Source organism: Marichromatium sp. AB31, from assembly GCF_003718685.1.
Lineage (GTDB): Bacteria > Pseudomonadota > Gammaproteobacteria > Chromatiales > Chromatiaceae > Marichromatium > Marichromatium gracile.
This window is the reverse complement of the sequence record NZ_RHFI01000005.1, coordinates 130,799-149,152: the sequence shown is the minus strand read 5'-3', so window position 1 is coordinate 149,152 and position 18,354 is coordinate 130,799. Positions and strand designations below refer to the sequence as shown.

15 protein-coding genes are annotated in these 18,354 nt (G+C 69.8%); 14 read left to right on the top strand and 1 reads right to left on the bottom strand.

The genetic code is table 11. From position 1 onward, the window contains the following. The 10 genes from murD to lpxC all read left to right on the top strand — a co-directional run bounded on the left by murD (window position 1) and on the right by lpxC (window position 11,448). Window positions 1-1,368 carry a UDP-N-acetylmuramoyl-L-alanine--D-glutamate ligase gene (murD, locus tag EBL84_RS06180; protein WP_123140019.1) on the top strand — a complete coding sequence of 456 codons (1,368 nt, stop codon included), beginning with the start codon at window positions 1-3 and terminating at the stop codon, window positions 1,366-1,368. Then, entirely contained in the window at window positions 1,365-2,561 is a 1,197-nt protein-coding gene (gene ftsW, locus EBL84_RS06175) for a putative lipid II flippase FtsW (protein ID WP_123140018.1), read from the top strand. The genes murD and ftsW overlap by 4 nt, the downstream gene beginning before the upstream one ends. Next, complete coding sequence (gene murG / locus EBL84_RS06170) at window positions 2,546-3,622, top strand: undecaprenyldiphospho-muramoylpentapeptide beta-N-acetylglucosaminyltransferase (RefSeq protein ID WP_123140017.1); 1,077 nt, start codon at window positions 2,546-2,548, stop codon at window positions 3,620-3,622. The genes ftsW and murG overlap by 16 nt, the downstream gene beginning before the upstream one ends. Next, the gene (murC, locus tag EBL84_RS06165; RefSeq protein WP_123140016.1) at window positions 3,619-5,046 is read left to right on the top strand and encodes a UDP-N-acetylmuramate--L-alanine ligase; all 1,428 of its coding nucleotides are present in this window, start codon (window positions 3,619-3,621) and stop codon (window positions 5,044-5,046) included. The genes murG and murC overlap by 4 nt, the downstream gene beginning before the upstream one ends. After that, a complete protein-coding gene (murB, locus tag EBL84_RS06160) occupies window positions 5,043-5,939 on the top strand; it encodes a UDP-N-acetylmuramate dehydrogenase (protein ID WP_123140015.1) in 897 nt (298 codons plus the stop codon). The genes murC and murB overlap by 4 nt, the downstream gene beginning before the upstream one ends. Beyond that, entirely contained in the window at window positions 5,936-6,871 is a 936-nt protein-coding gene (locus EBL84_RS06155; protein WP_123140014.1) for a D-alanine--D-alanine ligase, read from the top strand. The genes murB and EBL84_RS06155 overlap by 4 nt, the downstream gene beginning before the upstream one ends. After that, a complete protein-coding gene (locus EBL84_RS06150; protein WP_223806021.1) occupies window positions 6,864-7,664 on the top strand; it encodes a cell division protein FtsQ/DivIB in 801 nt (266 codons plus the stop codon). Before EBL84_RS06155 ends, EBL84_RS06150 begins: the two co-directional genes overlap by 8 nt. Window positions 7,665-7,670: 6 nt before the next feature. Continuing rightward, the gene (gene ftsA, locus EBL84_RS06145; RefSeq protein WP_123140013.1) at window positions 7,671-8,906 is read left to right on the top strand and encodes a cell division protein FtsA; all 1,236 of its coding nucleotides are present in this window, start codon (window positions 7,671-7,673) and stop codon (window positions 8,904-8,906) included. Window positions 8,907-9,117: 211 nt separating this feature from the next. Further along, window positions 9,118-10,284, top strand: a complete 1,167-nt coding sequence (gene ftsZ / locus EBL84_RS06140; RefSeq protein WP_123140012.1) for a cell division protein FtsZ — start codon at window positions 9,118-9,120, stop codon at window positions 10,282-10,284. A 252-nt stretch (window positions 10,285-10,536) separates the two neighbouring features. Next, the gene (gene lpxC / locus EBL84_RS06135) at window positions 10,537-11,448 is read left to right on the top strand and encodes a UDP-3-O-acyl-N-acetylglucosamine deacetylase (protein ID WP_062277320.1); all 912 of its coding nucleotides are present in this window, start codon (window positions 10,537-10,539) and stop codon (window positions 11,446-11,448) included. Between the two features lie 122 nt (window positions 11,449-11,570). Here the strand turns inward: lpxC and EBL84_RS06130 are convergent, their stop codons facing one another. Beyond that, window positions 11,571-12,032 (bottom strand): DciA family protein, encoded by a 462-nt coding sequence (locus tag EBL84_RS06130; RefSeq protein ID WP_123140011.1) that lies wholly within the window; start codon window positions 12,030-12,032, stop codon window positions 11,571-11,573. 194 nt (window positions 12,033-12,226) lie between these two features. Between EBL84_RS06130 and EBL84_RS06125 the strand changes: the two genes are divergently transcribed. The 4 genes from EBL84_RS06125 to EBL84_RS06110 all read left to right on the top strand — a co-directional run bounded on the left by EBL84_RS06125 (window position 12,227) and on the right by EBL84_RS06110 (window position 18,285). Beyond that, on the top strand, window positions 12,227-13,135 hold the full coding sequence (locus tag EBL84_RS06125) for a M23 family metallopeptidase (protein WP_123140010.1): 909 nt from the start codon (window positions 12,227-12,229) through the stop codon (window positions 13,133-13,135). A 156-nt stretch (window positions 13,136-13,291) separates the two neighbouring features. Continuing rightward, window positions 13,292-16,114, top strand: a complete 2,823-nt coding sequence (gene secA, locus EBL84_RS06120) for a preprotein translocase subunit SecA (RefSeq protein ID WP_123140009.1) — start codon at window positions 13,292-13,294, stop codon at window positions 16,112-16,114. A 4-nt stretch (window positions 16,115-16,118) separates the two neighbouring features. Beyond that, window positions 16,119-17,333, top strand: a complete 1,215-nt coding sequence (argJ, locus tag EBL84_RS06115) for a bifunctional glutamate N-acetyltransferase/amino-acid acetyltransferase ArgJ (RefSeq protein WP_123140008.1) — start codon at window positions 16,119-16,121, stop codon at window positions 17,331-17,333. A 25-nt stretch (window positions 17,334-17,358) separates the two neighbouring features. Beyond that, window positions 17,359-18,285, top strand: a complete 927-nt coding sequence (locus tag EBL84_RS06110) for a Nudix family hydrolase (RefSeq protein ID WP_123140007.1) — start codon at window positions 17,359-17,361, stop codon at window positions 18,283-18,285. Window positions 18,286-18,354: the final 69 nt, after the last annotated feature.

Here is an 18,354-nt window from a genome sequence, read left to right as displayed (position 1 = left end):
ATGACTGAGCGACTCACCCAGCCCCCAGCCCCCAAGACCCTGGTCGTCGGCCTCGGCAAGACCGGGCTGTCCTGCGCGCGCTACCTGCATGCCCAGGGCGTGCCGACGGCGGTGACCGACTCGCGCGCCCAGCCCCCCGGGCTCGATGCGCTGCGCGAGTCGCTGCCGGAGCTGGCGGTGTTCGTCGGCGGTTTCGAGCGCGAGGTGTTCGAGGCCGCCGAGCAGCTGGTGGTCAGCCCCGGGGTGGCGCTCGCCGAGCCGCTGATCGCCGCGGCGATCGCCCGCGGGGTCGAGGTGGTCGGCGACATCGAACTGTTCGCCCGCGCCGCGCGCGCGCCGATCTGCGCCATCACCGGCTCCAACGGCAAGAGCACGGTGACCTCGCTGGTCGGGCTGATGGCGCGGCTGGCCGGGCGGCGCGCGGCGGCCGGCGGCAACCTCGGCGAGCCGGCGCTGGAGCTGCTCGATGCGCGCGCCGAGCTCTATGTGCTCGAACTCTCGAGCTTCCAGCTCGAGACCACCCACAGCCTTGGCGCCGAGGTCGCGGTGGTGCTCAACCTCTCGCCCGATCACATGGACCGCTACCCGGATCTCGCCGGCTATGCCGCGGCCAAGGCGCGGATCTACCGCGGCGCGCGGGTGGCGGTGGTCAACCGCGACGACCCCGAGGTGATGGCGATGGTCGCCGCCGAGCCGGCGCGCGCGCTGATCGGCTTCACCCTCGGCGAGCCCGGTGCGGACGACTACGGGGTGCGCCGTCATCGCGGCGAGGACTGGATCTGTCGCGGCGACACGCCACTGCTCGAGTGCGCGCGCCTCGCCCTGGCCGGACGCCACAACCTCGCCAACGCGCTCGCCGCGCTGGCGCTCGCCGAGGCCTGCGGGCTGCCGCGCGAGGCCTGCTGCAAGGCGCTGACCAACTTCCCCGGGCTGGCGCACCGCTGCGAACTGGTGCGCGAGCGTGACGGGGTGCGCTGGTACGACGATTCCAAGGGCACCAACCCGGGCGCCACCGTGGCCGCGCTCGACGGGCTGGTCGGCGCGGGTGACCCCGCTCGGGTGGTGCTGATTGCCGGCGGCGACGGCAAGGGTGCGGACTTCACGCCGCTGCGCCCGGCGGTGGCGCGCGCCGCGCGCGCGGCGGTGCTGCTCGGGCGCGACGCGCCGCTGATCGAGACGGTGCTCGCCGGCGTGGTGCCGGTGTGCCATGCCGCCGACATGGCCGAGGCGGTGCGACTGGCCGCCGAGCTGGCGCAGCCGGGGGATCGGGTGCTGCTCTCGCCGGCCTGTGCGAGCTTCGACATGTTCGAGGGCTATGCCCATCGTGGCCGGGTCTTCGCCGCGGCGGTGCGGGGGTTGTCGCAATGAGCGTCGCCGCCCGTCCAGTGCGCAACCCGCGTCGTCGCCGCGAGCGGCTGCCCGCATTCGACCACGCGTTGCTGATCTGCGTGCTCGCGCTGCTCGGCTTCGGTCTGGTGATGGTCGCCTCGGCGTCGATGTCGATCGCCGAGAGCTGCTGCGGCACGCCCTTCTATTACGTGATCCGTCACACCATCGCGCTCGTGCTCGGGCTGATCGGCGGGGTCGCCGCCTATCGCCTGCCGCTGCTGTGGTGGGAGCGCTACGGGGTCTGGCTGTTCCTGTTCGGCATGGCCTCGCTGATGTTGGTCCTGTTGCCGGGGATCGGCTACTCGGTCAATGGTGCGACGCGCTGGATCCCGCTCGGTCCCTTCAATCTCCAGCCCTCCGAGTTCATGAAACTGTTCGCGGTGGTCTATGTCGCCGGCTATCTGGTGCGTCACGCCGATGCCGTGGCCAACCGGATCTCGGGCTTCATCCATCCGATGATCCTGGTCGGGGTGGCCGGTGCGATGATCCTGATGCAGCCCGACTTCGGCACCACTGCGGTGATGCTCGCCACGGTGATGGGGATGCTCTTCCTCGGCGGGGTGAGCGTGCTGCCCTTCGTGCTGCTGATCGCGGTGGTCGGTGCCGGGCTGATCACCCTGGTGCTCGTCTCCCCCTATCGGATGCAGCGCGTCACCTCCTTCCTCGATCCTTTCGATGACCCCTTCAACAGCGGCTACCAGCTCAGCCAGGCGTTGATCGCCTTCGGTCGCGGCGAGTGGCTGGGGGTCGGCCTCGGCAACGGCATCCAGAAGCAGTTCTTCCTGCCCGAGGCGCACACCGACTTCCTCGCCTCGGTGATCGGCGAGGAGTTCGGTCTGCTCGGCACCCTGCTGCTGGTGGCCGCCTTTGCCTTCGTCACCTGGCGCGCCTTCGCCATCGGCGCCCGCGCCCAGGCGCTGGGCAAGGCCTTTGCCGCTCATGCCGCGCAGGGCATCGGGTTGTGGATCGGGATGCAGGCATTCGTCAACATCGGGGTCAATGTGGGGCTGCTCCCGACCAAGGGGCTGACCCTGCCGTTTCTCAGTTACGGCAGCAACAGCCTGATCGTCGCCTGTATGGCGGTGGGGCTGCTGCTGCGCATCGATGCCACGGTGCGTCAGACGCAGTCCGAGGCGGGACCAAGACGGGGGTTGAAATGGGTCCGTGCATAGGCGTCATGGCCGGCGGTACCGGTGGGCACGTGTTTCCCGCGCTGGCGGTGGCCGAGCGGCTGCGCGCCGAGGGCGCGCGGGTGTTCTGGATCGGTACCCGGCGCGGCATGGAGTCGCGGCTGGTGCCCGAGCACGGCTTCGAGATCGAGTGGCTCGGCATCGAGGGGGTGCGCGGCAAGGGCTGGCGCTCCCGCGTGCTCGCCCCCTGGCGGCTGGCGCGGGCCTCGTGGCAGGCCGCGCGCATCCTGCGCCGGCGGCGCCCGGCGCTGGTGCTCGGCATGGGCGGCTTCGTCTCGGGTCCCGGCGGGGTGATGGCGCGCGTGCTCGGCATCCCGTTGGTGGTACAGGAGCAGAACCGGGTGCCGGGGCTGACCAACCAGTGGTTGTCGCGGATCGCGCGCCGGGTCTTTGAGGGCTTCCCGGGGAGCTTCGCCCCCGGTCGCGCCGAGGTCAGTGGCAATCCGGTGCGCGCCGAGATCGCCGCGCTGCCGACCCCGGCCGCGCGCTGGCGCGAGCGTGACGGCGCGGCGCGGCTGCTGGTGCTTGGCGGTTCGCTCGGGGCGCTCGCGCTCAATCGCACGCTGGCCCCGGCGCTCGCCCGGCTCGCCCCCGAGACGCGTCCGCTGGTCCGCCATCAGGCCGGCGCGCGCACCCTGGAGGAGGCGCGCGCGGCCTATCGCGAGGCCGGTGTCGAGGCCGAGGTGGTGCCCTTCATCGACGACATGGCCGCGGCCTATGCCTGGGCCGACCTGGTGGTCTGTCGCGCCGGCGCGCTGACCGTCTCGGAGCTCGCCGCCGCCGGCGTGGGCGCGGTGCTGGTGCCCTATCCGCACGCCGTCGACGACCACCAGCGGGCCAATGCCGGTTATCTGGTCGAGGCCGGCGCGGCGCGGCTGCTGCCGCAGACCGAGCTCACCGCTGAACGCCTCGGCGAGCTGCTCGCCGAGCTGCTCGGTGATCGCGCCGCGCTGCTGGCGATGGCCGAGGCCGCGCGCGAGCACGCCCGACCGGAGGCGGCGGCGCGGATCGCCGCCCGGTGTCTCGAGGAGATCGGTCGATGAACGCACATCTGCAACATACCGCCGCTAACATGGGGCGGGTCCGGCGTCTGCACTTCATCGGTATCGGTGGGGCGGGGATGAGCGGGATCGCCGAGCTGATGGCCAACCTCGGCTACGAGGTCAGCGGCTCGGACCTGCGCGAGAGCGAGGTCACCCGCCGGCTCGCCGGGCTCGGCGTCGAGATCCATGTCGGCCATCGCGCCGAGCAGGTCGTCGACGTCGACGCGGTGGTGGTCTCGACGGCGATCGATGAGGACAACCCCGAGATCCGCGCCGCCCGTGCCGCGCGCATCCCGATCGTGCGCCGTGCCGAGATGCTCGCCGAGCTGATGCGCTTCTACTACGGCGTGGCGGTGGCCGGGACCCACGGCAAGACCACCACCACCAGTCTGGTGGCGAGCATCCTCGCCGAGGGCGGGCTCGACCCGACCTTCGTCATCGGCGGGCGGCTCAACAGCGCCGGGGCCAACGCCAAGCTCGGCACCACCAAGTATCTGGTGGCCGAGGCCGACGAGAGTGACGCATCCTTCCTGTATCTGCAGCCGATGGTGTCGATCGTCACCAATATCGACGCCGATCACATGCACACCTACGGTAACGACTTCTCGCGGCTGCGCAGCACCTTCGTCGAGTTCCTCCATCACCTGCCCTTCTACGGTCTGGCGGTGCTCTGTATCGACGACCCGGTGGTACGCGAGCTGGTCTCGACCATCCCTCGGCCGGTGCGGACCTATGGCACCCACCCCGAGGCCGATGTGCGCGCCAGCGCGCTGCGCCAGTGCGGCATGCGCACCAGCTTCCGCGTCGAGAGCGACGCGCTCGACGGACCGCTCGAGCTGACCCTCAACCTGCCGGGCAGACACAATGTGCTCAACGCCCTGGCGGCGATCACCGTGGCGCTCGAGCTCGGCGTCGAGGAGCCGGCGATCGCGCGCGCGCTGTCGCGCTTCGAGGGGGTGGGGCGGCGCTTCGTCTCCCACGAGCTGCGCGACGCCTGGGGGCGCGACCTGCTGGTGGTCGACGACTATGGCCATCACCCGCGCGAACTCGCCGCGACCCTGGAGGCGGCGCGTGCGGGCTGGCCGGGGCGGCGGCTGGTGCTGGTGTTCCAGCCGCATCGCTATTCACGGACCCAGGAGCAGTTCGATGATTTCGTTGCGGTGCTCTCGGGGGTCGATGCCCTGGTGCTCTGCGAGGTCTATCCGGCCGGCGAGCAGCCGATCCCCGGTGCCGACGGGCGTGCACTGAGCCGCGCCATCCGTACCCGGGGCGAGTGCGACCCGGTGTTCGTCGAGGGCCCCGAGGCCGTGCCCGAGCTGCTGCCCAACCTGCTCGAGGACGGCGATATCGTGCTGGTGGCCGGGGCCGGCGACATCGGTCGGCTGGCCGCGCGACTGCCGCAGCTGCTGGAGCAGGGCCGATGAGCGAGACGACGACACCCTGGCGCGGCACCCTGCTCGAACACGAGCCGCTGGCCCGCTACACCAGCTGGCGGGTCGGCGGTCCGGCGCGAAGGCTCTACCGTCCCGCCGATCTCGACGACCTCGCCGTCTTCCTCGCCGCGCTCGACCCCGACGAGCCGCTGCTGTGGCTGGGGCTGGGGAGCAATGTGTTGATCGACGATGCCGGGTTCCCCGGCACCGTGATCCACACCCTGGGCTGTCTCGACGGGCTCGAGCGTCTCGGCGAGCACGGCCTGCGGGTCGGCGCCGGGGTCGCCTGCGCCAAGCTCGCCCGCGTCGCCGCGCGCGCCGACCTGGTCGGGATCGAGTTCCTCGCCGGTATCCCCGGCACCCTCGGCGGCGCCCTGGCGATGAACGCCGGGGCCTGGGGCGGCGAGACCTGGCCGTGGGTGGCGCGCGTGCGCACCATCGATCGCCGGGGGCGGGTCCGCGAGCGCCCGGCGAGCGACTTCACCCCGGGCTATCGCGAGGTGCGCGGGCCGGCGGGCGAGTGGTTCGTCGGCGCCGATCTGGCGCTCGAACCCGGCGACGGCGCCGCGGCGATGGCGCGGATTCGCGCCCTGCTCGATCGTCGCGCCGCCACCCAGCCGATCGGTCAGCCGAGCTGCGGCTCGGTGTTCCGCAATCCGCCGGGGGACCATGCCGCGCGACTGATCGAGGCCAACGGGCTCAAGGGGCGACGACTCGGCGGGGCCCAGGTCTCGGAGCGTCACGCCAACTTCATCATCAACACGGGCGATGCCACCGCCCGGGACATCGCCGAGCTGATCGCGCTGGTGCAGACCACGGTCGAACGCGCCAGCGGGGTCCGGCTGATGCCCGAGGTGCGGCGGGTCGTCGGGGGGGAGTCATGACCAGGCATCGGGTTCAGGACGCGGCCGAGTTCGGCCGGGTCGCGGTGTTGCTCGGTGGCGAGGCGGCCGAGCGCGAGATCTCGCTGAGGAGCGGGCGTGCGGTGCTCGAGGCGCTGCGCCGTCAGGGCGTCGACGCCGAGCCGCTCGACCCCGGCGCCGACGTGCTCGAGCGCTTGCGGGTCGGGGGCTTCGCGCGCGCCTTCGTGGTGCTCCACGGACGTGGCGGCGAGGACGGCCAGATCCAGGGCGCGCTCGAGCGCATCGGCATGCCCTACACCGGCTCCGGGGTGCTCGGTTCGGCGCTGGGCATGGACAAGCATCGCTGCAAGCTGCTGTGGTCGGGGGGCGGTCTGCCCACCGCAGACGCCGTGCTGCTGCGCGACGAGGACGACCTGCCGGCGGCCGCGGCGCTCGGTTTCCCGTTGATGGTCAAGCCGGTGCACGAGGGTTCGAGCATCGGCATGGCCAAGGTCGAGGACGTCGCCGGGCTCGCCGCCGCCTGGCGTGCGGCGAGTGCCTTCGACGCCCTGGTGCTCGCCGAGCGCTGGATCGCCGGGGCGGAGTACACCTGTGCCATCCTCGGCGAGGAGGCGCTGCCGCTGATCCGGCTGGAGACGCCCAACGTCTTCTACGACTACGAGGCCAAGTACAGCGCCGACACCACCCGCTATTTCTGCCCCTGCGGACTGGAGCCGGCGCGCGAGCACGCGCTGCAGTCGCTCGCGCTCGACGCCTTCGAACAGGCCGGGGCGAGCGGTTGGGGGCGGGTCGACCTGATGCTCGACGCCGCAGGAGACCCCTTCCTGCTGGAGATCAATACGGTGCCGGGGATGACCGATCACAGCCTGGTGCCGATGGCGGCGCGGGCGGCGGGGATGGACTTCGATCGGCTGGTGTGGCGCATCCTGGAGACGAGTTTCGACCGTGGCTGAACGACGCCGTCGCGGGGCTACCAGGAAGCGTCCGCTGTCGCAGCGGCTGGGGCGCTCGCGCTGGCGCACGCTGCTCGGGGTGTTGTTGCTGCTGGCGATGCCGGTCGGCGGCTGGCTGTTCCTGCGCTGGGAGCCCTTTCTGCTGCCGGTGCGGGTGGTCGAGGTCGAGGGCGAGCTGCACCATCACTCCTCGGCGCTGCTCAGCCAGACCCTGACCGAGCGGCTCGACGGCGGCATCCTGACCGCCAACCTGGTCGAGCTCAAGCGCGCGGCCGAGTCGCTGGCCTGGGTCGGTCACGCCAGTCTGCGTCGGGTGTGGCCCGATCGGTTGCTGGTGCTGGTCGAGGAGCATCGACCGATCGCGCGCTGGAACGACGACGGTCTGGTGACCGCCGAGGGGGTGGTGTTCCGGCCGCGTGCCGCGACCCTGCCGGCGGGGTTGCCGGTGCTCGTGGGTGAGGAGGCGCGTGCCGCCGAGCTGGCGAGTCGCTATCAGGATTGGCGCGACCGGCTGATGCTGGTCGGTCATCTGATCCAGACCCTGGCGGTCGATCCGCGCGGCGACTGGCGCGTCGAGCTGGTCATGGGCACCGAGCTGCGGCTCGGTTCCGAGCAGGTCGAGGAGCGGCTCGCCCGTTTCATCGCCAACGCCCCGCAGCTCGAGGCGGTTGGACAACTGTTGGTCGTGGATCTGCGCTACAGCAACGGGTTCGCCGTGCGCTGGGCGGACGAGAGACAGGCGCAGGTCCGCGCGAACTCGGGTCGCCCGGAGTGGCCCGACAATCGAGGATAGAACCGGATGTCGCGACGTAACGACAAGAATCTTTTGGTGGGCCTGGACATCGGGACCTCTAAGGTCGCCGCCCTGATCGGCGAGCTCAAGGATGATGACCAGATCGAGATCATCGGTATCGGCGCCCATCCCTCGCGCGGACTCAAGCGCGGGGTGGTGGTCGATATCGAATCGACGGTGCAGTCGATCCAGCGTGCGGTGGAGGAGGCCGAGCTGATGGCCGGCTGCGAGATCCACTCGGTGCACGCCGGGATCGCCGGCAGCCATGTGCGCAGCTTCAACTCCGACGGTGTCGCCAAGGTCAACGAGGGCGAGGTCACCCAGGCCGATGTCGATCAGGTGATCGACTCGGCGCGCGCGGTGGCGATCCCGGCCGATCAGAAGACCCTGCACATCCTGCCGCAGGAGTTCATCATCGACGAGCAGGGCGGGGTGCGCGAGCCGATCGGCATGTGCGGGGTGCGGCTCGAGGCCAAGGTGCATATCGTCACCGGCGCGGCGAGCGCGGCGCAGAATCTCACCCGATGCATCCGCCGCTGCGGACTCGATGTCGACGATCTGGTGCTCTCGCAGCTGAGCTCGAGCTACTCGGTGCTCGGCGAGGACGAGAAGGAGCTCGGCGTCTGTCTGGTCGACATCGGTGCCGGCACGACCGATATGGCGGTGTTCACCAATGGCGCCATCCGTCACACCTCGGTGATCCCGATCGCCGGCGACCAGGTCACCAACGACATCGCCGTGGCCCTGCGCACGCCCACCCAGTACGCCGAGCAGATCAAGGTCGAGCATGCCTGCGCGCTTGCCCAGCTCGCCACCGACAGCGAGGCGATCGAGGTGCCGAGCATCGGCGATCGGCCGCCGCGCCGGCTCTCGCGGCAGATGCTCGCCGAGGTCGCCGAGCCGCGTTACGAGGAGCTGCTGACCCTGCTGAAGAACGAGCTGCGGCGCAGCGGGCTGGAAGAGGTGGTCGCCGGCGGCGTGGTGCTCACCGGCGGCGGGGCCAAGATGGAGGGCCTGGTCGAGCTGGCCGAGTCGGTGTTCGACATGCCGGTGCGTCTCGGTGTGCCGCAGCACGTCGTCGGCATGCCCGAGGTGGTCGACAACCCGGCCTATGCGACCGGGGTGGGGCTGCTGATGTATGCGCGCCAGCACCGCTTCGCCCGTGCCCCCGAGATGGCCGAGGGGCCGGGGTTGCAGGGGATGTGGTCGCGCATGCGCGGCTGGTTCCAGGGCACGTTCTAGAGGGACGATGCCGCCGCTTCGGTCGCTCCGGGGCGGTGGTGTCGGCAGGGCGGTGTCGCGAGCGGCACCGTAGTCGGGATGGACCGCGGCCTGCGGTCTCAGGGCCCGGTGTCCGGAGGACGCCGGGGATGTCGGGGGGCGGTGCCGCCTGGAGCGCGGCACCGACGAGGTTTCAGGTTTTTGCGCACTGCAACAAGAGAGGAGATTTCACATGTTCGAACTGATGGACACCCATAGCCAGAACGCGGTCATCAAGGTCATCGGCGTCGGCGGTGGCGGCGGCAACGCGGTCAACCACATGGTCGCCTCGACCATCGAGGGGGTTGACTTCATCTGCGCCAACACCGACGCCCAGGCGCTGAAGAATTCCAACGTCAAGACCATCCTGCAGCTCGGCGCGGGCATCACCAAGGGGCTGGGTGCGGGCGCCGACCCCGAGGTCGGGCGCAACGCCGCGATGGAGGACCGTGATCGCATCCAGGACGCGCTCGAGGGCGCCGACATGGTCTTCATCACCGCCGGCATGGGCGGCGGTACCGGTACCGGCGCCGCGCCGGTGGTCGCCCAGGTGGCCAAGGAGCTGGGCATCCTCACCGTCGCCGTGGTCACCAAGCCCTTCCCCTTCGAGGGCGGCAAGCGCAGTCGCGTGGCCGAGGCGGGCATCGCCGAGCTGGCGACCAATGTCGATTCGCTGATCACCATCCCCAACGAGAAGCTGCTGGCGGTGCTCGGTAAGGAGATGAGCCTGCTCGATGCCTTCCGTGCAGCCAACGACGTGCTGTTCAACGCCACCCAGGGCATCGCCGAGCTGATCACCCGTCCGGGGCTGATCAACGTCGACTTCGCCGACGTCAAGACGGTGATGTCGGAGATGGGCGTGGCGATGATGGGCACCGGCGCGGCCCAGGGCGAGAACCGCGCCCGCGAGGCGGCCGAGGCGGCGATCCGCAGCCCGCTGCTGGAGGACATCGATCTCGCCGGCGCTCGCGGCATCCTGGTCAACATCACCGCTGGGATGAGCCTCACCATCGGCGAGTTCGACGAGGTCGGCAGCACGGTGCGCGAGTTCGCCGACGATGACGCCACCGTGGTGGTCGGGACCGTGGTCGACCCCGAGCTTGAGGACGAGCTGCGGGTGACCGTGGTCGCTACCGGACTCGGCGGCAATCGCGCCAAGGCCCGCCGCCCCGGGCTGCAGGAGCCGGCGATGCGTCTGGTCAGCGGTGACGGCGGTGAGGGTGCGCCCGACTATCGCGAGCTCGATCGCCGTCCGGCGGTTGCGCGCAAGGCGGGTGCCCAGGCGGCCTCGGAGTCGGTCGGGGAGAGCGACCTGGACTATCTCGACATCCCCGCGTTCCTGCGTCGTCAGGCCGACTGATCAGGGGTTTCCCTGTATCTGAAAGGCGTTTTAAAACAGGGGGGTCGTGTCTTGTCGCGTGCGAAACTTGATAAATCTTCGGGAAAACCCTAAGCTATCCGAAACCGCACCCGTCGTGATGACGCGCGTGCACATGAATCGAGCACAGGACGAACGGCGCGGGATCGGTTGAACCGGTCCCGCGCGGTACTCGAACGGCAACCGGCAGGGATCGCCGTCGGCCGCCGTGGATAGCGAGGGGTAACCCGGGCGATGATCAAGCAACGCACCTTGAAGACCGTGATCCAGACCACCGGCGTGGGACTCCACACCGGTGAGAAGGTCGCGCTCACCCTGCGTCCGGCCGCCCCGGATACCGGTATCGTGTTCCGGCGGGTGGATCTCGACACCCCGGTCGAGATCCAGGCCACGCCCTTCAATGTCGGCGACACCCGGCTCTCCACCACCCTGGTGCGCGGCGACGTGCGGGTCTCCACCGTCGAGCATCTGCTCGCCGCCTTCGCCGGCTTCGGCATCGACAACGCCTATGTCGACCTCGGTGCCGCCGAGGTACCGATCATGGACGGCAGCGCCGCGCCCTTCGTCTTCCTCATCCAGTCGGCCGGTGTCGAGGAGCAGCCCAGGGCCAAGCGCTTCATCCGCATCAAGCGCCCGGTCGAGGTGCGTGACGGTGACAAGTTCGCCCGCTTCACGCCTTATCACGGCTTCCGGGTCGATTTCTCCATCGATTTCGATCATCCGGCCTTCCACGCCCGGGTCAATCGCGCCAGTATCGACCTCTCGACCCACTCCTTCGTGCGCGAGGTCAGCCGCGCCCGGACCTTCGGTTTCCTCAAGGAGATCGAGGCGCTGCGTCAGCAGAATCTCGCCCTCGGCGGCAGTCTCGACAACGCCGTGGTGGTCGACGAGTACCGGGTGCTCAACGAGGAAGGCCTGCGCTACGACGACGAGTTCGTGCGTCACAAGATGCTCGACGCCATCGGTGACCTGTACCTGCTCGGCCACTCGCTGGTCGGCGCCTTCTGCGGTCACAAGTCCGGACACGCACTCAACAACATGCTGGTCCGCGCCCTGGTTGCCGACACCGCCGCCTGGGAGGAGGTCAGCTTCGAGGACGGTGAGTGCGCTCCCATCGGTTATGGTCAGCCGGTGGCCGCGATCTGAGTCGCCGGGTCGGGGCGGGGCGACGATGATGACCGTGCCCCGCCCAAGCCAATCCACTGCAGCAACGACCGATCGATGCCGAGGCATCGATCGGTCGTTTGCGTGCGCCCGTGCCCCTGCGCTCAGTCGCTCGAGGTGTCGTCCTCGGCATGATGCTCGGCGAGCCGTCTGAGCGTGGCGGCGAGCTCGGGGTCGTCGAGGTGTTCGGCGGCGGTGCGCAGGTGTTCGACGGTTGCCGCTGAGAGTCGACGCGGAGTACCGACCTGGGCCTTGGGAGCGTGCTGGCGCTGAGGTTGCGGCGGCCGGGTCTGGATGCGCACCGCGGTGAGGTCGCGCGCGGCCAGCGCGGCGCCGAGATCGCGGGCGAGAAAGCGCGCGCGGGTGGCCCACGCCGGCGAGTCGAGTACCAGCACCAGGGTGGTGTCCTCGAGGTGGGCGTCGATGCAGTGACGCTGCAACCCACCGGGGACGCGTTGACGAGCGGCCTCGAGCAGCTCGAGCTCACGCTGTCGCCGGGCGAGCCGGTCGCGCACCATGGGGTTGTTCCAGAGCAGGTCGTGGATCGTCTTGGGCCGGTCGGGCATCACTGCGGGCTGTCGCTGTGTCGAGGATGAGGCGTGCACTGGTGCCCGATGATATCCATGAGGCGTAGGTATTCAATCATCGGGCGTTTCCGGTCGATCGCCAATGGGGCCGTCTCGGCAAAGCCATGATCAAATCACGTCGCCATAGTATAAACTCGCGCCCTCTGGCGTGAGCCCAACCGTAGAGAGAAGCGATGCATCATCTCGATCGAAGCAAGGCCCTGCGCGGCCAGGTGATCCTGCTGGCCCTCGGGGCCTGCGCCCTCGGTGGCGGCGGGATCGGATTCCTGACCGGTCAGTCCCTCACCCGCATCGAGCCGCCTGCTCCACCGCCCGCCTCCGCATCCACCCTCTCGATCCCCGCCAACCCCTCCACCGATGAAATCAACGCGCTCGCCGCCCGTCTCGGTGAGATGCAGGCCGAACTGCTGCGACTCAATGCGCTCGGCGCGCGGCTGGTGCAGATGTCCGGGCTCGACGCCGAGGAGTTCGACTTCGATCGACCGCCGCCGCAGGGTGGACCCGCCGAGGGACCGGTGCGCGACTACACCATCAAGGAGCTGGTCAGCGAACTCGGCAGCGTCGCCAGCCTCATCGATGATCGCCAGCGCAAGCTCGGGGTGATCGAGGGCGTGGTGATGGAGCAGGGGCTCAAGGCGCAGGCGTTGCCGACCAACTGGCCGGTCGCCTCCGGTTATATCACCTCCAACTTCGGCTATCGCATCCATCCGACACGCAAGGTGCGGTTGTTCCACAGCGGTGTCGACTTCGCCAGTCCGCGCGGCACCCCGATCGCTGCGGCTGCCGATGGCGTGGTCGAGTTCAGCGGCCGGCGCAATGGCTACGGTTGGGTGGTCGATATCCGTCACATGGACGGGCTGATCACCCGCTACGCCCATAACAGCAAGAACCTGGTCGAGGTCGGGCAGATGGTGCGCCGGGGCCAGAAGATCGCCACCGTCGGCTCGTCGGGCGTCGCTACCGGTCCGCACGTGCACTTCGAGGTGCTCAAGGACGGCGAGCCGGTCGACCCCATGGCCTATCTCGGCAAGACGCCCAAGCGCACCCTGGCCGACGCCGGTGCCGATCAGTCGGGCGGCTGAGCGTCGTCTGCAGCTTCACCGGGGCGTGTCACGCGTCCCTCGTCATGCCGTGCGCCCTGCGGGGGCCTCGTTCGCTCCGCCCCCGGCGGTCCCGCAAGGGTCAAGTAAATCCGGTACAATTTCCCGATTTTCCCAGGACAGGTTTCAGTCAATTCGATGGTCACTCAACTGCTCAAGAAGGTCTTCGGCAGCCGCAACGATCGCCTGGTCAAGTCGCTGCTGAAATCGGTCGCGAAGATCAATGCACTCGAACCCGAACTCGAGCGGTTGTCGGACGAGGCGCTCGCGGCCAAGACGCCCGAGTTTCGCCAGCGGCTGGCCGGCGGCGAAGCCCTCGAGGCGCTGCTCCCCGAGGCCTTCGCGGTGGTGCGCGAGGCCGGACGACGGGTGCTCGGCATGCGTCACTTCGACGTCCAGATGGTCGGCGCCATGGTGCTCAACGACGGCAAGATCGCCGAGATGCGCACCGGTGAGGGCAAGACCCTGGTCGCGACCCTCGCCGCCTATCTCAATGCGCTGCCCGGCAAGGGCGTGCACGTGGTGACCGTCAACGACTATCTGGCGCGTCGCGACGCGGCCTGGATGGGACGTCTCTATCACTTCCTCGGGCTCTCGGTCGGCGTCATCAACTCCTCCGGCGGCATGGGGCCGGACGCCGCCTCCTACCGCTTCGATCCCGACTACGTGCCCAGCGGGGACGCCGGCTACCGTCACCTGCGCCCGGTCACCCGGCGCGAGACCTATGCCGCCGACATCACCTACGGCACCAACAACGAATACGGCTTCGACTACCTGCGCGACAACATGGCCTTCTCGGCCGAGCAGCGGGTGCAGCGCGATCCCTTCTACGCCATCGTCGACGAGGTCGACTCGATCCTCATCGACGAGGCGCGCACGCCGCTGATCATCTCCGGTCCCTCGGACGGCAACACCGAGCTCTACAACCAGGTCAACGCGCTGATCCCGCGGCTGACCCGTCAGGAGCCGACCACCAACGAGGACGGTCAGCCCGATTTCGGTCCCGGTGATTACTCGGTCGACGAGAAGATGCGCCAGGTCTATCTCAGCGAGGAGGGCCACGAGCGCGTCGAGCAGATGCTGCTCGAGGCCGGACTGCTCGAGGCCGGCGCGAGCCTCTACGACCCCGGCAACATCGCGCTGATGCACCATGTCTACGCGGCGCTGCGTGCGCACGCCCTGTTCCAGAAGAACGTCGACTATATCGTGCGTGACGGTCAGGTGATCATCGTCGACGAGTTCACCGGCCGTACCATGCCGGGGCGGCGCTGGTCGGAGGGGCTGCATCAGGCGGTCGAGGCGAAGGAGGGCGTGGACATCCAGCCCGAAAACCAGACGATGGCCTCGATCACCTTCCAGAACCTGTTCCGGCTCTACCCCAAGCTCTCGGGCATGACCGGCACCGCCGACACCGAGGCCTACGAGTTCCAGCAGATCTATGGCCTCGAGGTGGTGGTGATCCCCACCAACCAGCCGATGATCCGCGACGACCGTGGCGACCTGGTCTATCTCACCCAGGACGAGAAGTATCAGGCGATCATCGAGGACGTGCGTGACTGCGTTGCGCGCGGTCAGCCGGTGCTGGTCGGCACCGCCTCGATCGAGACCTCCGAGCTGGTCGACCGGCTGCTCACCAAGGAGGGACTCGGCCACGAGGTGCTCAACGCCAAGCAGCACGAGCGCGAGGCCGGCATCATCGCCCAGGCCGGTCGCCCCGGCGCGGTGACCATCGCCACCAACATGGCCGGTCGAGGGACCGACATCGTCCTCGGCGGCAACCTCGAGGCCGAACTCGAGGCCGCCGGCCCCGATGCCGACGTCGAGGCGCTGCGCGCCGACTGGGAGCAGCGCCATGCGGCGGTGCGCGAGGCCGGCGGTCTGCACGTGATCGGCACCGAGCGTCACGAGTCGCGGCGCATCGACAACCAGCTGCGCGGCCGCTCCGGGCGTCAGGGCGATCCGGGCTCGACCCGCTTCTATCTCTCGCTCGAAGACAATCTGATGCGCATCTTCGCCTCCGAGCGGGTCGGCGCGCTGATGAAGCGCCTCGGCATGCAGAAGGGCGAGGCGATCGAGCACCCCTGGGTGACCCGCGCGATCGAGAACGCCCAGCGCAAGGTCGAGGGACGCAACTTCGACATCCGCAAGCAGCTGCTCGAGTACGACGACGTCGCCAACGATCAGCGCAAGGTGATCTATCGCCAGCGTCGCGAGCTGATGGACGTCAACGACGTCAGCGCGACCGTCGCCGCGATGCGCGCCGACGTCCTCACCGAGGTGATCAACGGCTACATCCCGCCGGAGAGCTTCGAGGAGCAGTGGGACCTGCCCGGTCTCGAGGAGGCCCTGGCCGAGCACTTCGGCGGTGATTGGCCGCTGCGCCGTTGGCTCGAGGAGGACGACTCGCTCCATGAGGAGACGCTGCGCGCGCGCATCGCCCAGACCCTGGAGACGCGCAACGGCGAGAAGGAGCAGCTCATCGGCGCCGACAACATGCGCCAGCTCGAGAAGGCGGTGATGCTGCAGACGCTCGACGCGCAGTGGAAGGACCACCTCGCCGCGATGGACTATCTGCGCCAGGGCATCCATCTGCGCGGCTATGCGCAGAAGAACCCCAAGCAGGAGTACAAGCGCGAGGCCTTCGAGATGTTCTCGGCGATGCTCGAGGCGATCAAGCAGGAGGTGATCGGCACCCTCGCCAAGCTGCAGATCCAGACCGCCGCCGACCTGCCCGAGCGCCAGTCCGCGCCGAGCGCCGACTTCGAGTTCAAGCACGAGACCTTCACCGGACTCGACACCGACCAGGCCGAGCCCAAGCCCGACGCCGACCCGGCGGCACGCGCCGCGCAACCCGAGGGTGATGCGCCCTATGTCCGCGACGGTCGCAAGATCGGGCGCAACGAGCCCTGTCCCTGTGGCTCGGGCAAGAAATACAAGCAGTGTCACGGCAAGGCGAACTGAGACCATGACCAGCACCGACACGATCGACTTCCTGCCGGTCTCCGGCATCCGTCTCGGCGCCTGTGCCGCCGGTATCCGCTACCAGGGGCGTGACGACCTGGTGGCGATGGAACTGGCCGAGGGGACGACCTGCGCCGCGGTGTTCACCCGCAACGCCTTCTGTGCCGCACCGGTGACCCTGGCGCGCCGCCATCTCGCGAGCGCCGCGCCGCGCTATCTGCTGATCAACGCCGGCAATGCCAACGCCGGCACCGGTCGACAGGGGCTGGAGGCGGCGCAGGCGAGCTGCAGCGCGCTGGCCGGCCTGGCCGGCTGCGCTTCGGAGCAGGTGCTGCCCTTCTCCACCGGGGTGATCGGCGAGCACCTGCCGGTCGAGCGCTTCAGCGCCGCGCTGCCGGGGCTGCTGCCGGTGCTCGCCGCCGACGCCTGGCCGGCGGCGGCACGCGCGATCATGACCACCGACACCTTCCCCAAGCTCGCCTCGCGTCGCTTCCAGTGCGGCGGACAGACCGCGACCCTCACCGGGATGGCCAAGGGCTCGGGGATGATCTGCCCCGACATGGCGACCATGCTCGCCTTTATCGCCACCGACGCCGCCATCGCCCCCGAGGTGCTGCAGCAGGCGTTGCAGACGGCCAGTGATCGCTCCTTCAATGCCGTCAGCGTCGACGGCGACACCTCGACCAACGACGCCTGCGTGCTCGCCGCCACCGGCGCGCTCGGCAATGCGCCGGTCAGCGATCCGGCGAGCGCCGACGCGACGGCCCTGCAGGAGGCGCTGGAGTCGCTCTGCACCGAGCTGGCGCGGGCCATCGTCAAGGACGGCGAGGGCGCGACCAAACTGGTCACCATCGCCGTCGAGGGCGCGCGCGACTGGCACGAGGCGCGTCGGGTCGGCTATACCATCGCCCACTCGCCGCTGGTCAAGACCGCGCTCTTCGCCTCCGATCCCAACTGGGGCCGGATCCTCGCCGCGATCGGTCGCGCCGGGGTCGAGTCGCTCGACATCGACCGGGTGCAGGTGTGGCTCGGTGATGTGGCGATCGTGCGCGACGGCGGGCGTGCCGCCGACTACGAGGAGGCCGCCGGCGCTGCGGTGATGGCCGAGTCCGAGATCCTCATCCGTGTCGATCTCGGCCGCGGTGAGGCCGAGGCCCAGGTACTCACCTGCGATCTGTCCTACGACTATGTCCGCATCAACGCCGAATACCGCAGCTGATCGCGATCCCGCCGAGATCCATGTCATGGTCGGCGCCATCGCCGACCACGAGGGCCGGATCCTCATCGCCCGCCGTCCCGAGGGCGTGCACCAGGGCGGGCTGTGGGAGTTCCCCGGCGGCAAGCTCGAGACGGGCGAGTCGCCCATCGCCGGGCTCGCCCGTGAACTCGACGAGGAACTCGGTATCCGTGTCGAGCACAGCCGACCGCTGATCCGGGTGCGTCATCACTACGGCGACCGGCGGGTGCTGCTCGACGTCCACCGGGTCGAGCGCTATGCCGGCACGCCCGAGGGGCGCGAGGGCCAACCGCTCGACTGGGTACACCCCGAGACGATGGACCCCGACGACTTCCCCGCCGCCGACCGGCCGATCATCACCGCGCTGCGCCTGCCCCCGCTGATGCTGATCACCGGGGCCGATCCCGAGCACACCGGGCAGTTCCTGCGCCGGCTCGAGCGCGCCCTGGAGGACGGGGTGCGACTGGTGCAGCTGCGCGCGCATGCGCTCGGCGCCGCCGCCTATCGCGCGCTGGCCGAGCAGGCGTTCGAGCGCTGCGAGCGTCATGGTGCCAGGCTGCTCCTCAATCGCGCCCCGGAGGAGGTCGTCGGGGTGCCGCGTCACGGGCTGCACCTGGGCTCGAGCCTGCTCGCGCGGCTGGGCGCGCGTCCCGGCGCGCCCGGCGAGCTGGTCGGCGCCGCCTGTCACGATGCCGCCGAGCTCGATCGTATCGCCACCCTCGGGCTCGACTACGCGCTGCTCTCACCGGTCAAGACGACCGCCACCCACCCCGGCGCCGCGGCCCTCGGCTGGTCGCGTTTCGCCGCCATCGCCGCCACCGCCAATGTTCCGGTCTACGCCCTCGGCGGCATGACCCGCGACGACCTCGACACCGCCTGGGACCTCGGCGCCCAGGGCATCGCCGCCATCCGCGGGCTGTGGCCCGGCGACTAGCTTTCAGCGGCCAGCCGCCAGCCATCAGCTACCGGCCACCAGCCACTTGCCGCCAGCGTCGTAGGATGG

Coding starts and splice junctions, on each gene's coding strand:
- murD (WP_123140019.1), top strand. CDS start 1: ATGACTGAGCGACTCACCCAGCCCCCAGCCCCCAAGACCCTGGTCGTC.
- ftsW (WP_123140018.1), top strand. CDS start 1,365: ATGAGCGTCGCCGCCCGTCCAGTGCGCAACCCGCGTCGTCGCCGCGAG.
- murG (WP_123140017.1), top strand. CDS start 2,546: ATGGGTCCGTGCATAGGCGTCATGGCCGGCGGTACCGGTGGGCACGTG.
- murC (WP_123140016.1), top strand. CDS start 3,619: ATGAACGCACATCTGCAACATACCGCCGCTAACATGGGGCGGGTCCGG.
- murB (WP_123140015.1), top strand. CDS start 5,043: ATGAGCGAGACGACGACACCCTGGCGCGGCACCCTGCTCGAACACGAG.
- EBL84_RS06155 (WP_123140014.1), top strand. CDS start 5,936: ATGACCAGGCATCGGGTTCAGGACGCGGCCGAGTTCGGCCGGGTCGCG.
- ftsA (WP_123140013.1), top strand. CDS start 7,671: ATGTCGCGACGTAACGACAAGAATCTTTTGGTGGGCCTGGACATCGGG.
- ftsZ (WP_123140012.1), top strand. CDS start 9,118: ATGTTCGAACTGATGGACACCCATAGCCAGAACGCGGTCATCAAGGTC.
- lpxC (WP_062277320.1), top strand. CDS start 10,537: ATGATCAAGCAACGCACCTTGAAGACCGTGATCCAGACCACCGGCGTG.
- EBL84_RS06130 (WP_123140011.1), bottom strand. CDS start 12,032: ATGCCCGACCGGCCCAAGACGATCCACGACCTGCTCTGGAACAACCCC.
- EBL84_RS06125 (WP_123140010.1), top strand. CDS start 12,227: ATGCATCATCTCGATCGAAGCAAGGCCCTGCGCGGCCAGGTGATCCTG.
- secA (WP_123140009.1), top strand. CDS start 13,292: ATGGTCACTCAACTGCTCAAGAAGGTCTTCGGCAGCCGCAACGATCGC.
- argJ (WP_123140008.1), top strand. CDS start 16,119: ATGACCAGCACCGACACGATCGACTTCCTGCCGGTCTCCGGCATCCGT.
- EBL84_RS06110 (WP_123140007.1), top strand. CDS start 17,359: ATGGTCGGCGCCATCGCCGACCACGAGGGCCGGATCCTCATCGCCCGC.